The 14,897-nt window shown below is 72.1% G+C and carries 12 protein-coding genes and 3 pseudogenes; 8 read left to right on the plus strand and 7 right to left on the minus strand.

Translation table 11 applies throughout. The annotated features are described in order from the left end of the window. Window positions 1-252: 252 nt before the first annotated feature. From POL25_RS04600 to POL25_RS04620, 5 genes and pseudogenes are all read left to right on the plus strand, one after another. The gene (locus POL25_RS04600) at window positions 253-459 is read left to right on the plus strand and encodes a helix-turn-helix domain-containing protein (RefSeq protein ID WP_272084606.1); all 207 of its coding nucleotides are present in this window, start codon (window positions 253-255) and stop codon (window positions 457-459) included. An 18-nt stretch (window positions 460-477) separates the two neighbouring features. After that, the gene (locus POL25_RS04605; RefSeq protein ID WP_272084607.1) at window positions 478-912 is read left to right on the plus strand and encodes a hypothetical protein; all 435 of its coding nucleotides are present in this window, start codon (window positions 478-480) and stop codon (window positions 910-912) included. A gap of 151 nt (window positions 913-1,063) precedes the next feature. After that, window positions 1,064-1,834, plus strand: a pseudogene (locus tag POL25_RS04610) (glycoside hydrolase family 44 protein); the annotation flags it as partial. Window positions 1,835-2,309: 475 nt separating this feature from the next. Beyond that, complete coding sequence (locus POL25_RS04615; RefSeq protein WP_272084608.1) at window positions 2,310-2,504, plus strand: hypothetical protein; 195 nt, start codon at window positions 2,310-2,312, stop codon at window positions 2,502-2,504. A gap of 71 nt (window positions 2,505-2,575) precedes the next feature. Continuing rightward, on the plus strand, window positions 2,576-3,109 hold the full coding sequence (locus POL25_RS04620) for a hypothetical protein (RefSeq protein WP_272084609.1): 534 nt from the start codon (window positions 2,576-2,578) through the stop codon (window positions 3,107-3,109). A 69-nt stretch (window positions 3,110-3,178) separates the two neighbouring features. Here POL25_RS04620 and POL25_RS04625 read toward each other — a convergent pair whose 3' ends face one another. The 5 genes and pseudogenes from POL25_RS04625 to POL25_RS04640 all read right to left on the minus strand — a co-directional run bounded on the left by POL25_RS04625 (window position 3,179) and on the right by POL25_RS04640 (window position 10,250). Continuing rightward, window positions 3,179-5,704, minus strand: coding sequence for a hypothetical protein (locus tag POL25_RS04625; protein ID WP_272084610.1), 2,526 nt, complete (start codon window positions 5,702-5,704; stop codon window positions 3,179-3,181). A 108-nt stretch (window positions 5,705-5,812) separates the two neighbouring features. Further along, window positions 5,813-6,826: a GH25 family lysozyme gene (locus POL25_RS04630; protein WP_272084611.1), complete on the minus strand. Its 1,014-nt coding sequence runs from the start codon at window positions 6,824-6,826 to the stop codon at window positions 5,813-5,815. A gap of 37 nt (window positions 6,827-6,863) precedes the next feature. Beyond that, entirely contained in the window at window positions 6,864-7,232 is a 369-nt protein-coding gene (locus POL25_RS44850) for a tetratricopeptide repeat protein (protein ID WP_373372082.1), read from the minus strand. A 130-nt stretch (window positions 7,233-7,362) separates the two neighbouring features. Continuing rightward, window positions 7,363-9,630, minus strand: a pseudogene (locus tag POL25_RS04635) (serine/threonine-protein kinase); the annotation flags it as partial. Then, complete coding sequence (locus tag POL25_RS04640) at window positions 9,627-10,250, minus strand: RNA polymerase sigma factor (protein ID WP_272084613.1); 624 nt, start codon at window positions 10,248-10,250, stop codon at window positions 9,627-9,629. The pseudogene POL25_RS04635 and the gene POL25_RS04640, both read right to left, overlap by 4 nt. 146 nt (window positions 10,251-10,396) lie before the next feature. Between POL25_RS04640 and POL25_RS04645 the strand changes: the two genes are divergently transcribed. After that, complete coding sequence (locus POL25_RS04645; RefSeq protein ID WP_272084614.1) at window positions 10,397-10,801, plus strand: hypothetical protein; 405 nt, start codon at window positions 10,397-10,399, stop codon at window positions 10,799-10,801. A gap of 377 nt (window positions 10,802-11,178) precedes the next feature. Here POL25_RS04645 and POL25_RS04650 read toward each other — a convergent pair whose 3' ends face one another. Then, a complete protein-coding gene (locus tag POL25_RS04650; RefSeq protein WP_272084615.1) occupies window positions 11,179-11,415 on the minus strand; it encodes a GreA/GreB family elongation factor in 237 nt (78 codons plus the stop codon). 947 nt (window positions 11,416-12,362) lie between these two features. Between POL25_RS04650 and POL25_RS04655 the strand changes: the two genes are divergently transcribed. Beyond that, the gene (locus POL25_RS04655) at window positions 12,363-14,183 is read left to right on the plus strand and encodes a trypsin-like serine protease (protein WP_272084616.1); all 1,821 of its coding nucleotides are present in this window, start codon (window positions 12,363-12,365) and stop codon (window positions 14,181-14,183) included. 69 nt (window positions 14,184-14,252) lie between these two features. Here the strand turns inward: POL25_RS04655 and POL25_RS04660 are convergent. Beyond that, window positions 14,253-14,579: pseudogene (locus POL25_RS04660) on the minus strand (integrase core domain-containing protein); the annotation flags it as partial. Between POL25_RS04660 and POL25_RS04665 the strand changes: the two are divergent. Continuing rightward, the gene (locus POL25_RS04665) at window positions 14,565-14,888 is read left to right on the plus strand and encodes a hypothetical protein (RefSeq protein ID WP_272084617.1); all 324 of its coding nucleotides are present in this window, start codon (window positions 14,565-14,567) and stop codon (window positions 14,886-14,888) included. The pseudogene POL25_RS04660 and the gene POL25_RS04665 sit on opposite strands and share 15 nt — an antisense overlap. Window positions 14,889-14,897: the final 9 nt, after the last annotated feature.

Below are 14,897 nucleotides of genomic sequence, written 5' to 3' on the forward strand. Positions count from 1 at the left end.
ACGAGAGCCAGAAGCAGGCACGCGCTCAAGACTGAACCCGGGCCCGCGCCCGCACCGACGCCGTCGACGCGGTGTGCCGCCTCGCCGAGGTCTCGAGGCCGGCGGCGCGCAGTTGTGCGCGCACCTGCTGCCGAGCGCGCGGGGCCTGGCCGACCTGCCCGGCGAGCTGTCGGCGTCGCTGTCGGCTCCCGACGCGCCGGGACTCGACGACTGGGCCGCCGCGCACCAGGTCTCGCCAGCGACCGCGTGGCGGTGGTTCCACGCGCTCTACGCCGTCGCGCTGGCCCGCTACCGCGTCGGGTCGTCGAGGGCGACGAACCGCTGGCGACGATCGCCGCGACCGCCGGCTTCGCCGACCAGGCGCACATGACCCGCGACATCCGGGCGCTGACCGGCCGCACGCCGGGCGAATGGCGGCGCGTCGGGATGCAACTTTCGTTCGAGACCGCCGCCGGGTGAGCGTGCACTGTGCCGGGCATGACCGCCTCTCGTGCCCCACCCGCGTTCCTCGCGTTCTCCGGCCTGCGTCTGCGCTTGTGGCCGCTCATCCTGGCCGCGCTGATCATGCAGCTGTGCCTGGTGCCCGCCCGCGAGCTGGTGCGCTGGCTGTTCCTCGAGGTCGGCCCGGGCGGGTGGGCCGATGACGCCGGGATGCTCTTATTCACGGCGATCATGCTGCAGGGCCTGTGCGGCCTGCTCAACATCGCCGTGATGGGCCGCCTGCTGCCGCGGGCCGACCTGCACTGGCCGCCGGGCCTAAGCATGGTTGGCCTCGCCGCGGCGATCGGCGTGGTCATGGGGCTGGAGTTGCTCTTCGAAAGGCCTTTGTGGCACGGATTTCGCGCATCACCGCATCACCGCCGAACATCGGCAGGCCGTGGAAACCACAAATCAGCCACGGCAGTTTTGTAGCTTTGCCAAATTTTTGCCAAAACCCGGGCCACTCCGGGTCACACCGGTCCGCACCGGTAAATACAGAACCCCTCAGAACGCCCGAATTCGTGGGATTGCGACCCGGTCGGGGTCTGGGCGGGCGGCCTGAGGGGCCCAGGGCGAGTTCCTCTCCTATTATTTGCAGGCCATGGCCGACGCCGAGGCGCAGGAGGGGCACCGCATCGTCGACGTGCTCGACCTCCACTGGTACACCGAGGTCTACGCCGACGGCCAGCGCATCACCGGCGACGACAACTCGCCCGCCTCCGTCGAAGCCCGCGTGCAGGCCCCGCGCTCGCTGTGGGACGACACCTTCCACGAGGACAGCTGGATCGCCAACGACGTCCTCCAGGGCCCCGTGCGCCTGCTGCCGTGGCTCAGGGAGCGCATCGACGAGCACTACCCCGGCACCGGCCTCGGCTTCACAGAGTACAACTACGGCGGCGGCGGCCACATCTCCGGCGCCATCGCCCAGGCCGACGTGCTCGGCATCTTCGGCCGCGAGGCCGTGACGATGGCCGCCTACTGGGCCCTGACCGATCAGACCTCGATGATCTGGGCCGCCTTCCGCGCCTTTACCAGCTACGACGGCCAGGGCGGCAAGTTCGGCGACACCTCGATCCACGCCGCGACCTCCGACGTCGCCGCCACCAGCGTCTACGCCAGCACCGACGTCGCCGACCCCGCGCGCACCGTGATCGTCGCCATCAACAAGACCGCGGGCCCGCTGACCGCCGCGGTCAGCCTGGCCGCCTACGCCGACTACTCGAAGGTCGCCGTGTGGCAGCTGACCGGCCCGCAGCCCGAGCTGGTCGCCGGGGCGGATGTCTCGCTGGCCGCCACCAACGCGTTCCTCTACGCGATGCCGGCTTACAGCGTCAGCGTGCTCGTCCCGCAGTGAACGAGCGTCGAGGCACGACCGACGACCTCGTCGCCGGTCACGCCGCACGCTGTGGCACCACCAGCGGCAGATTCACCGGGGTGATGTACGTGACGGACGACTGCTCCTGGCATACCGAGTCCCTCAGCGAGGCGCCGGAGGAGCCGACACAAGGGCCGTAGCGGAGCGCGGCGGCCGGCCGTCGAAGAACTCCACGTCGTTGCCCACCACGGACGCTCATCACGCGAGCCGGAGCCCCCCGGGACTCGCAGTCGCGCGGCCTGCGGCGTGATGGTGATCGGTCAGTGTGCGACGAACCGCGTCGTGACCAGCTCGACCTCGAGGAGCTACCAAGCGTCTCGGAGGTTAGAGGTGGACGACGACGAGAATTTCGAAGAGCGGGGAGCGCTGCTCGTGGGCCCGGAAGTGCCGAGACGCGGCAGGTTCACGCGGCGACGTCGCGTCCTACCTCACCACCGGGGCCGAATCCGCGTTCGTGTGGTATTGGCCCAAGCGCGGCGACTGGGAGGCCAAGGAGTGCGTTGCCCGGCTCGCCGCCGCCTCGCTGCCACGCACGACGCCCGCCGACGAGGTCGTGGCCGGCCTGCGCGCCCGCGGCCTCGACGAACGCGAAGCCCAGGCGGTCCAGCGCTGGCTCGGCCCCGACACGACGCTCCTGCTGCCGGCCTGATCGCAGCGCCGTCGAACCAGCACACGCCGGCGAGGACGCGAAGGCAGGGCGATTTGGTACAGTCCGCGCCCATGTCGTTCGTGGTCCGTCCCTTCGCCGCCTGCCTCGCCGCGTTCGAGGCCCTCGAGCCTCTCAAGACCAGGGCCAAGAAGCATCGCCCCGTCACCCGACAGGATGCCGCGCACTACGCGTCGAGCGGCGCGTGGTCGCGCCACGATCTCTCCAAGTTCCCGAAGTCGGGGCCGCAGGAGTCGCTCCACCAGTTCGCGGACCTCGAGTTCTCCGGCATCACGGAGCTCGATGACGGACCTCGCTTCGTCCAGTGGGCGAACTTCGGCAACGCCGTCGGCACCTGGAACGCGGTCGACGACGACGGCTCGTGGCAATGCGTCCCCGGCGCGTGGATCGTGGCGCTCTGCGAGCTCGGGCGCGACGACGACGACTTCGGGAACACCCTCGACGTCGCCTTCGCGTGCTGGCGCGTCGAGGACGGCTATGCGGTGATGATCACGCCGTACGGCGGCGCCGCGACCCGTATCCCTGCGGTCTCGGGCATCCCCTGGCCCGAGGCGTTCAAGGAGTCGCGGCTCTGGTACGGTGAGTAGTGCGCCGGGTGCTGCGATGCGGTCGCGGATCGCCGCGCGCACCCATGCACGGGCGCTGGCGGGGCCCGCTCAGCTGAGGCGGGCGATCGAGGCCGGGTCGACGAAGAACATGATCTTCCACGGCTGGGAGCCGGGGTCGATCGGCTTGACGCCGTTGGCCGGCTGGCGGGCGTAGTCGCTGAAGCACATCACCTCCTGCGCCCAGCGGGCGTCGGCCGGCATGAAGTACAGCCGGAAGGTGTAGGCGCACACCTGGCCGGGCCGGGTGGCCTGCGGGAAGTTCTCGATCGACGCCGAGATCCCCCATCCCTCCGTGCGCTCGGAGTTCCGGCGATAGCCGCCGCCGACGCCGATCGACACCCCGGCCTCGAGGTACGACTTGAGCTCGAGCCCGGCCACGTTGACGAGGTTGTCCCAGGTGAGGGCGGCATAGAATTCGCTGTCGACGGTGGTGCCCCACTCCTGGAAGTCGAAGCTGCTCATGTCGACGCGGGTCTCGTTGACGCCGTCGTTGGTGACCGCGAACTCGAGGTAGTTGCGACCGCCGGGGCCGATCCGCAGGGCGCGCCGCTGGACCACGCGCTCGAAGTAATTCTCGTAGTCCGCGCCGAACGGATCGTCGGCGCCGGGGTTGGCGGCCTGCCAGGCGCGGTAGGCGGCGGCCATGCGCTGGTCGACGCTCGCCGGCGCATAGCTGGCGAGGTCGCCGGGGGTGAAGGCGTAGTTCGCGGTGTAGTTGGCCGCCAGCGCGACCATGTCCTCGGGCATGAAGGTGACCATGCTCGGGCGGGCGGGCAGGACCCCGGGGCGCTGCGGGTCTTCGAAGACGAGGGCGAGGCAGACGATCGCCAGCGCCGAGCCGGAGACATAGCCCTGGTCGCTCAGGACCGGCGGCGCGTCCTCGCTGGGGGCGCCGCTCGGCAGCACGCGGGTGAGGCCGATGACGTTGGCGACGTTGGCCTGCGCGGTCCCGCTGCGCCAGATGTGATCGTAGGCGAACTCGACCGAGAGCGAGGTCTTGATCCCGACCATCTCGGTCAGCTTCTCCAGCGTCTTCGACACCTCGACCTCGACGCCGAGCGAGAAGCCCGCCTCCGCGTCCCACTCGTCGTCGATGCCGCCGGCGATGCTGAAGCTGGTGTTGACGCCAAACGAGCCCTTGACGGTGATCTCGTGCGTCTTGGTGTCCTGCTCGGTCGTGCCGTAGGTGACGCGGCCGATCGGCTTGTAGAGGTCCCACGAGGTCACGGTGCCGCCCTGGCTCATCATCGCCAGGTTCTCGGCCGGGACCGGCAGCGGACCGTCGACGACGCCCTTCATCGCCAGCGCCTGCTGACGCGCGTCCGGGTTGGCGCGGTCGTCGACGTAGAGCTCGTTCACGGTGGTGACGATGTGCCGCGTGCCGTAGAACTGGATGCACACCAGGACCGAGCCGCTGGCGGTGCGGTTGGTGAAGGTCATGCGATAGAGGTCGGTGGCCACGGTGTCGAGCACCGTCGCGCCGGGGTCGGCCGAGGTGGCGAGCTGGGCCTGCCGCGGCGAACCGGCGGCGTAGACCACCTGCGGCGCGTACTTCGAGGGCACGGGGGTGCCGTCGGCCTCGACCACCGTGAGCGCGCCGACCTGATAGCTGCCGTCGGCCTGCATGAGCGGCGCTCGCTGGAGCTGCGAGGCGGTGTTGCTCGAGTAGACGTACATCGTGTTCGACGCGTCGAGGTCGAGCATCGGCAGCAGCTCCGTGCTGGGGAGGGTCGCCGAGCCGGTGTAGGAGGTCGTGGTCGGCACGCCGGAGGTGATGTCGAGGAACCACGTGCAGAGCATGCGGGCGGAGGTCCAGTCGACGGCGACGAACACCACCGGGGCGGAGCTGTTGGTGCCCCGGCCGGTCATGCCGATCGGCGCGCCCTGGGCGTCGACGACGCACGGCAGCACGGTCCAGGCGGCGGACAGCGAGGCCTGGCCGGTGACCGCGAGCGGGAGCTCCAGGGTGTAGGAGGGGTTCGCCAGCTCGCCGGGCCACACCTGGCCGCTGCCGCTGGCGGCCGGCGCGATCGCGTCCGGCGCGAAGCTGTTGAAGTAGAGGTTGCAATCGTGATCGACGTTGCTCATCCAGCCGAGCACGATCCTGTCCTTGAAGACATATCCGGTCACGGCGTGGGCGACGCCCGTGGCGACGCTGGCCCCGGCGATCCGGAAGGCCGGCTCCCACAGGTCCTCGCCGGCCGAGCGGGTGCCCAGCAGCGCGCCCGTGGCGTCGACCCAGAACAGGTAGATCCGCGGGCCGACGGTCAATGCGAACAGGCCCTGGGCGCCGAGGATCGGGTCGCCCGCGGGGGTCTCGCCGGCGGCGACCGCCTCGCGGTAGCCGGCCAGGCTCGGCACCGTGACCTCGATCGGCGCGGCCCAGGCGTCGGGGTTGGTGAACGCCTCGGCGTCGACGAACGTGGCGTCGAAGGTGGTCCGCCACACGACCACGGTGGCGTCGCTGCCGCTCCGCGGGCCGCGATAGAAGTACCAGATCTTGCCCGGGAGCGCCGTCGCGGCGCCTGTCTCCAATTGAGTCGCACCCGACAATTGATAGGCTGCGTCGTACATCGTCTCATCTCCTCACTGTCACGATTCACACGTCCACACCGCCGCGACGCGGCGCCGGCGAACACCGCCGGGCGCCCGCGCGGCGCGGTCACACCATTCGATTCAGAATCAGCGGATGCCGCTGTTGATCAAGCAGAACCAGGTCGCGTCGTCGATCCGGGCGTCGTCGGCGAGCCCGAGGCCGCGCTTGAACTGGCGCAGCGCGGCCTCCGTCTGCGCGCCGAAGTAGCCGTCGGGCCGCCCGGTGGTCCGCGACACCAGCCCGTCGGGCCCGAAACCGAGGGCCAGCAAGCAGCCCTGGACGCGCGCGGTGTACGGGTGGCTGGCGCCGGCGAGCGTCGAGAGGTCGACGGGGGGCGGCCAGGGTTGGGTCGGCAGGGTCGCGGCCGGCGGCGTCGCGGCGGCCAGCGCCGACAGCAATGATTCGTCGCCCATCAAGCGATCGATGTCGACATCGCCGTCGACGCCGGGGACCCGGCCGTAATAGGCGAACTCGCCGCCGCCGCTCCATTGCCAGATCGCGGCGGGCCAGGGGGCGCGCGCCGGATCGCTGGGGATCCGCGGCGGCGTCGCGGCCGGGTCGGCGCCGCGCGACGTGTAGCCGACCTGCCACAGCGGCACGCCGGCGCTGGCGAAGCGGTCGGTGTCCCCGGCCTGGTAGCGCCACACGTTGGCGCCGGTGTAGATCATCCCGCGGCGGCCGGTCTCGGCCACGAGGACGCCGAGGAAGCCGTCGATCCACTCGCTGTGATCGGCGGTGCCGCAGCTCTCGTCGTCGCAGTACTTCTCGAAGTCGAGCGCGGGCTCGAGGTAGCCGCTCGTCAGCGAGAGGCCGCACTCCGCGGCGGCCGCGGCGAGGACGCGCGAGAACTGGCCGGCCTCGTCCTCGCCGCCGCTGCGCCCGGGGTGATTGTCGGGGCGCGCGAAGTGGTAGGCGCCGGCGTAGAACGGCAGGCCCCCGGGCGGCAGCGCGGCCACGGCGGCGAGGGTGCGGCGGAATGCGCAGTCCTCGTAATCGACCCCCTCGGTCGCCTTGGCGACGCAGAAGCGGAAGCCCGCGGCGCGCACCGCCGCGACGTCGATCGGGCCCTGGTTGTGACTGACATCGATGCCCTGGATCATGGTCCCGCTCGGGGAGTCGCGGCGATCGTCGGCTTGATCAGCGGCGTGGACGATTTTTTTTCGCGCCGTCACCGACGCTCGCGCGCGCGAGGGCGACGAGCCGGGCGTCGAGCTCCGCCAGCGCCTCCGCGCCGCCGGGCCCGCGGGCCGCGGTGGCGCGGGCGTCGAGGAGCGCGGCGCGGGCCTCGTCGGGCCGCTGCAACGCCTGCAGCGCCGCGCCCTTGCCGGCGAGCACGAGGCCGAGCAGCTCGTGGTCGGGCGTGGGCGCGGCGCGGGCGATCGACTCGGCGGCGGTGAAGGCCGCGAGCGCCTCGGCGTGGCGGCCCAGGGCCAGCAGGCTCTCGCCGGTGTTGTTGGCCGTGAAGGCGCGGTGGAGGTGGCCCGCAGGCAGGATCCGCTCCTGCAGCGCCGCGGCCTCGCGGTAGGCCGCGAGCGCGGCCTCGTGGTCGCCGCGCCAGAAGGCCGATCACGCCGAGATTGAGGAGGGCCGCCGGCAGGTCTTCGTGGTCGGCCGGCAGCAGGCGGCGGAACAGCGCCAGGGCGCGGCGGCCGTGGTGCTCGGCGCGTCCGAGCGCGCCGGCCTGGACCGCCTCGTGCGCGAGCGCGGTGTGGACGCGGGCGGCCTCGAGGCTGGCGGCGCCGTGGGTCTCGCTCCAGATCGCCAGCGCCGTCGCCAGCAGGGTCCGGGCCCGCTCGCCCTCGCCCTGGCGGACCAGCAGCGTCGCCATGTCGTGGGCCACGCGGGCGTACTGCGGGTGGCGCGGGCCGTACTGCGCGGCGGCGGCGGCCAGGGCGGCCTCGAAGGTGGCGCGGGCCTCGTCCTCGCGGGCCAGCGCCTCGAGGGCGTTGGCGAGGCTCTGCTGGGCCTGGACCCGTCCCGGCTGCGGGCCCGGATGGGCGTCGAACCACGCCAGCGCGTCGCGCTGGCGGCGGGCCGCCTCGTCGTGCTGCTCGGCCCGGGCTGCCGCGACCCCGAGCGCGAAGAGCAGCGCGGCCCGGCGCGGACCCTCGTCGTCGACGCGGTCGAGCGCGGCCGCGGCCCGGCGCGCCCACAGCCGTGCGCGCTCCGGCGCCAGCTGCTGGCGGGCCGCGAGGGTCGTCAGCGCCAGCCAGCCGCTCGCGGCCAGGTCGTCCTCGCGGGCCGCCTCGGCGAGGTCGACCGCGTCGAGGAGGCTGGCCTCGGCCGGCTCGATCTCGCCCCGCTCCGCCTGCAGCTCGCCGACGGCGAGGAGCGCGTCCGCGCGCGCGGCCGGATCGGCGAGGGTCCGCGCGTGCGCCAGCGCGCCCTCGGCGAGGCCGCGCGCGCCGGCGTGGTCGCCGGTGGCCGCGTGGGCGCGCGCGACCGCGAGGGTCTGCCGCAGCGCGTCGCCCTCGTCGCGGGCCGCGGCGGCGAGGGTGCTCGCGGTCGCGCCGGCGCAGGCCGCCAGCGACGGCAGGACGGCCACCGCGGCGACCGAGCGCTCGACCGCGACGCGCTCGCCCGCGGCGAGCCGGTCGACCAGGGCCGCCACCGCGTGCGCGCTGCGCTCGAGGCAGCGCCGCCGGGCGTCGAGGAGCGCCGGGGAGTGCAGCCCGCTGGTCTCGCACAGGCCCCGCCGGGCGGTCTGCCACGCCGCCACGTAGGCGCCGAGGGCCGCGTCGACCCGGTCCCAGGCCGCCGGGGCCAGCGGCAGCCCGGAGCCGCGGAAGGCGGCCGCGAGGGCGGCCCGACGCGCCGGGTTCCACGCCTCGTCGAGGCCGCGCTCGACCGCGGCGCAGGCGTCGGGGGCGGGCGAGCGCGGCAACCAGGCCCCCGCCAGGCCGCCGAGCGCCAGCAGGACCCCCGCGAGGCCCAGGCGCCGCCGCCGTCGCCCGGGGTCGCGCTCCAGCGCGGCGCACAGCGCTTCGAGCGAGGGGTGGCGGTCCTCGGCGGCGGCGGTGCCCCGCGCGAGCTCGCGGTCGAGCCAGCGCGGGTGCGCCGGCGGGCGGCGGGGCGGCGGGGCGTCGCGGCCCGGCAGCCAGCCGTGGAGCGCCTCGAACAGCGAGACGCAGAGGCTGTAGATGTCGCTGCGGAAGTCGGGGGCGCGCCCGGCGAGCTGCTCGGGCGCGACGTAGCCGACGGTCCCGCCGCCGCCGGCGGTGGCCGACGCGCCGGCCGGGGACGGAGCGGCGTCGGCGAGCGTCGCCGTCACCGCCCGCCCGGCCGCGCGCGCCAGCCCGAAGTCGACCACGTACACGTGCTCGTCGGCGTCGACGAGCACGTTGTCGGGCTTGAAGTCGCAGTGGACCAGCCCGGCCGCGTGGGCGGCCGCCAGCCCGCGCGCCGCCGCCACGTAGAGCCGCACCGTGGCCCGCCACGGCCGCGGCGCCTCGCGCTGCCAGACGCGCAGCGTGCAGCCGCGGATCAGCGCCATCGCCAGGTAGACGTGGTCGTCGACCGCCCCGACCTCGTGGATCTGGACCACGTGCGGGTGCGAGAGCCGGGCCAGCAGGCGGGCCTCGCGGAGCAGACGGGCCTCCTCGTCAGGGCCGGAGCGGTCGGCGCGGGTCAGCTTGAGCGCCACCTCGCGGCCCAGCACCGGGTCGAACGCGGCGTACACCTCGCCCATCCCGCCGGCGCCGAGGCGACGTCGCAGCTCGTAGCGACCGACGCGCGGCCGCACGGGCGCCTCGTCGAACAGCGCCGCGGCCACGGCCGCCTTGCCGCGCGCGTACTCGCGGTCGTGGGCCAGCGTCGGTGGGGCCAGCGCCGCGGCCAACGCCTCCGGACCTCGGTCGCTCGGCGGCGCGGAGGTCTCGCTCGGTCTCACCGCGCTCCCCGTCACACGCTGGGGTCGCGCCGCTCGCGGAGCTGCTGCGCCCAGCGCTCGAGGTTCGCCTGCGTCGACGCCAGGCGCGCGGGCGCCTCGCCCAGCCGCTGCAGCGCCTCTTCAAGCAGCTCGTGGGCGCGGCGCAGGCGGCTGCGGGCCGTCGGGTGCGGCGCGCCCACGACCTCGGCGATCTCCGCGGTCGTCATCGACTCCCAGTATCGCAGCTCGAGGATGAGCTGATAGTTGAGGGGGATCCGTCGCAGCGCCTCGAGCAGCAGCCGCTGCTCCTCGGCCTCGGCGTGCAGCGTGCTGACGCCCGGCGACAGGTCCTGCAGCGTCGACTCCTCGCCGATGTCGACGGTCTCGCCGACCCGCTGCCGGCGGCGAAAGTGGTCGCGCAGGACGTTGTGGGCGATCGCGAACAGGTACGGGCGGAAGCTCGCGGCGGAGCGCAGGCGGTCGCTGCCGGCGACGCACGCGGCGAACACCTCCTGCACGAGATCGTCGCTGCCGTGATCGATCTTGCTGCGGAAGAAGCGGACCACCGAATCGTAGTAGCGCTCGAACAGCAGCTTGCCCGCGCCGCGATCGCCGGCCCGCCACGCCGAGAGGAGCGCACCGTCGTCCGTCGTCAAGCAATGGCCTGGGTAACACGCGCCGCGACGCCGCGGCAAGCGACGTCGGCGTCGGGGCAGGACCGCGCCGCGCTCGCGCGGTCCTGCCCCGGGCCACCGATGCCGACCCTGCCTGCGGACTGCGGTTTCTGCATACACTGCCGCCGATGTCCCTCTACGATTCGTATGTCCCGGTATCGATGCAGGTCCAGCGCGACGGCGCGAGCTACGCGCTCCACCTGCTCTCGAGCGCGACGGGCGGGAGCCCGCCGCTGACCGCCGCCGACAGCGTGCGCGCGACGACGACCGACCCCGCAGTCGGCGTCAGCGTCAGTCCGGGCGACCCCACGGTCACGATCGACAGCGTCGTCACGACCTCCGTCCGCGACGCGCCGGCGAGCAGCCCGTGGGTCGACACCGACGGCACGTTCACCGCCGAGCTGCCCGCGCCGGTCGAAGAGAATACGCAATGGATGTGGGACCTGGTCGTGACGGCCACGGTGGGCCCGCCCGAAGACCGCTACGTCGTCCGGCTCGACCCGAAGATGATCGTGCGCAAGACCCATGCCTAGAGCGACTTAGGACCTGTCCTTAATAACACATTCTGGCGCTCGAGGCCGCACCCGGCGGACCGGGCCCGGAGACGGTCGCGCGTCGTTCGCTCCGACGGCGCTTGAAGCGGCGCGCCGCTTCATCGTCCTGTCGCAGGGCTCCGCGCCGGAGCCGATGACTGCCAGCCCGCACGCGCGAGAGCCTGCTGAGCGAGCTGTCGCGCAGCGTTACCGAGGACACCCTCGCTGGCGTGCCCGAGCTCGCGGTCGTGCAAGGCGTGTGCGACCGGCTGGTCGCCGGCGAGGGCGCGCCCCCTCGGCGGGCGTTCACGTGTGTGCGGTATCCGCTCGGCGACGACTTCGAGGACGCAACGTCTGCACGAGCCGCGCCAGCGCGCTCACGCGTAGGAAATTTCGAGGACCGTGTAGATGCGTGCGCCGGCCGGCATCATCACCTTCACCTCGTCGCCAACCCCATGGCCGATCAGCGCGCGCGCCAGGGGCGAGGCCACAGAGATCGTGCCGTGCTTGATGTCGGCCTCGTCGGGACCGACGATCTGGACGGTCTGTTCCTCACCAGTGTCGTTATTGCTGAGCTTCACCGTTGCGCCGAACTCGATCTTACTCCCGGACATGAGCCAGCCTTAGCAGGCTTCGAGCGTCGCCTCAACCCGCCAGCGCTCGCTCTCGGGCGTCGTGCTCCTGGATCTCGCGCCGCTTCTGCGGGGCGGCGTCGCGCTCGGCCCCGACGTGATCACTCGGGCCGTCCGTCGAGGTCAAAGAACAGACCCGGTGGGACGGCGGGGCGATCGACGCGGCTCTCCTTTCGTCGGCAGGCGAGATCATATCGAACGGCCGGACCGCGGGGCGGTGGGCACAGCTTCGGGCCCTGCGGCGAGCGTGACCGCGGTACGACCGACCGCGGCTGAGCGGACGGAATTGCGAGACAGGGCGAGTGCGGGCGGAAGCCGGCACTCGCCCTTTTTTCGTCGCTATAGAGCGCATAGCGATCGTGCACACGGGCGAGCTCGGCCCGCTCGTCCGTCGTCAGCGGTCCTCCCGAGGCCGGGCTTTGTCCCGCGAGCTTGTTGAACGACCATGATACGAGCCGACCTGGTGCAGATCGGCGGCCGCATCGAGGATGGTCGGCAAGTTCGGCCGCCGACAGCGATCCATTGGTGTCGACGTCGGCCTGGGCGCGGAGGCGGCGGCGCTCGGGCGCCGATACGCGGCGACGCGGCGTGGACGCGGCGATAGTGGTAGGCGCTTCACTCCGAGCACCGCGGCGCGCGCACCCTAGTTCCTGGTCCTCGCTTCGGTCGTCGGCGACTGCACCGCCAACACCGCCACCTTGCCCTCGTCGACCGCCACGACGAGCAGCATGGGCACGACGGCGAGCCCAACCGGCACCCGTACTGTCCATTCAGTCCTGACCACCTTCGGCTCCCGCCGTCACGCTCCCGTCACGCCACCCCGCGTATAGCCACTTTCGCAACGCAAGCATCGCATTGCAATCCCGGAAAACTCTGACAGATGGCCGGGCATGTCAAACACATGTCCAAAACGAACACGAGAACACGTCATGAACTCCCGTATCATCCTCCCCACAGCCCTCCTCCTTGCCTTTCCTGCCTGTGACGATCCCGACGCCCTGCAAGCCGAGGAGGCCCTCGAGCTCGACAGCGAAGCGGACGAGGACGGGGCCGAAGCCGGCGTCGGCTCGACCGGCGGCTTCGACCTCGTCGCCGCCCTGCGGCCGCAGACGATCGTCGGCGGCGATCCGGCCAGCGAGGGCGAGTACCCCTTCATGGTCTCGGTCAACCTCACCGGCGTCGGCCACTGGTGCGGCGGCAGCCTGGTCGCGCCGCACTGGGTCTTGACCGCCGCGCATTGCGTCGACGGCCGCGCCCCCGGCAGCATCACCACCGTCATCGGCCGTACCGACCTCGCCAACACCGCCACCGGCGAGACCCGCAACGTCAGCCGGATCGTCGTCCACCCGCGCTACAACACCGAGGCCGGCGACTACGACCACGACCTCGCACTGCTCGAGCTGTCCTCCGCGTCGACGCGCACCCCGATCGAGCTGGCCGCGCCGCACAGCGGCAGCGATCGCGCCTGGTGGATGCCCAACGCCCTCGCCACAGTGATCGGCTGGGGCGCCCTGTCGGAGGGCGGCCCGGGCACCGACCACCTGCAGGAGGTCGAGGTGCCGGTCCTCACCGACGCCTACGCCGCCCAGGCCAGCGTCTACGGCGCGCGCTACAACCCGGCCGTCCACGTTGCCGCCGGTCCAGTCGCCGGCGGCCTGGACTCGTGCCAGGGCGACAGCGGCGGCCCGCTCCTGACCTGGACCGCCACCGGCCTGCAGCAGTTCGGCGTCGTCAGCTGGGGCGACGGTTGTGCGCGCCCCGACAAACCCGGCATCTACACCAAGATCGGCGCCCAGCGGCTGCACCGGTGGCTGCGCAGCGTCATCCACGAGTCCCCCGTAGTAGGCGACGTCAACGGCGACGGCCGCGACGACATTATCACCTTCACCCACGGCGACTCGAGCACTGGCCCGCTCGATGTCTACGTCGCCCTCTCCAATGGCAGCAGCTTCGGCGTCGGCCAGGTGTGGCAGGGCTGGTGGGCCCACCGCGGCCACACCGCCGGCGTCGGCGACTTCGACGGCGACGGCCGCGACGACATCTGGGCCTTCAGCGAGAGTCAGGTGTGGGTCGCCCTCTCGCGCGGCTACGACTTCAACGGCGCCATCTACAACAGCAGCGTCGGCACCACCGACATGGACGACATCGGCCGCGTCGCCGACGTCAACGGCGACGGCCGCGACGACGCTGTCCTGTTCGCCGCCGACGGCACCGGCGACGTCCACGTCATGCTCTCGACCGGCGCGAGCTTCGGCGCCAAGACCAAATGGCACGAGTACTTCGCCCCCGAGGGCGAGACGCCGATGCTCGCCGACGTCAACGCCGACGGCCGCGCCGACCTCATCACCTTCACCCAGAGCTTTCTCGGCGCCCAGGTCATCGTCGCCCTCTCCAACGGCTCGAGCTTCGGCACCCCCGCCGTGTGGACCTCGTGGTTCGCCCCCGCCGGCGAGGTGCCCGCAGTCGGCCACTTCAACGCCGACGCGCTCGCCGACATCGCCACTTTCGACCGCAACTACAACGTCTACGTCGGCACCTCCAACGGCACCAACAACTTCGCCTCCGCCCTCTGGACCTCGGGCTTCGGCGACTGGAATGACACCCTGACCGCCGGCGACGTCAACGGCGATGGCCGCGACGACCTCATCGCCTTCACCCAAGACCTGAACGCCGACGTCTGGGTCGCCCTCTCCAACGGCGTCAGCGGCTTCGGCGCCTCGTACATCGCCCACAACTTCTTCGCCCCGTGAGCCCGTGACCCCAGGCCCGCGTCCCCGACGCGGGCCTTTGGGATTGCCCCGAAAACGTGGACACGTTGCTTATGCCGCTTGAGTCTGCGCCTGCTCTGCGTAGAAGCTCTCCTCGTAGGCGATCGGGGTCGAGTAGCCGATCGACGAGTGGCGACGCTGGCGACTGTAGAACACTTCGATCCACTCCGAGATGACCGTCCTCGCGCTCTCACGGGTGAGGAAGATCGTGCGGTGGACGAGCTCGGTCTTCAGCGTGCTGTTGAAGCTCTCGGCGACCGCGTTGTCCCAGCAGTTGCCCTTGCGGCTCATGCTGCTGGTCATGCCTGCCTGGCGTAGGGCCTCGCGGTAATCGTCTGCTGCGTACTGGGAGCCGCGGTCGGAGTGGAAGACCAGGCCCTCCAGGCGCATGCTGCTTTGCAGGTTGCGGCGGCGGAGGCCGTCGGCTTCGCAGTTGGCGAGGACCGCGAGGGCAAGATCATCATCATGGGCGCCCTTCAACAGCCGAAGACCGACGCGAACGGCTGGGTCTTCGCGATCCCGGGTCCGATGGGCGCGCCTGTATGGGAGGTCGTTCGCAACGGGCCAGGCCAGGGGCCGGACGAGGCCGCGGGCCTCGCGGTCGACGCGTGGGGCTACAGCGACATCGTCGGGAGCGAGTTTGACGCGTTGCAGCCGCGGGCGTTCGCGCTGCGCCTTTATCCGTAGCGCGTCGAT

It is taken from the genome of Nannocystis bainbridge (assembly GCF_028368995.1).
GTDB classification, from domain to species: domain Bacteria; phylum Myxococcota_A; class Polyangia; order Nannocystales; family Nannocystaceae; genus Nannocystis; species Nannocystis bainbridge.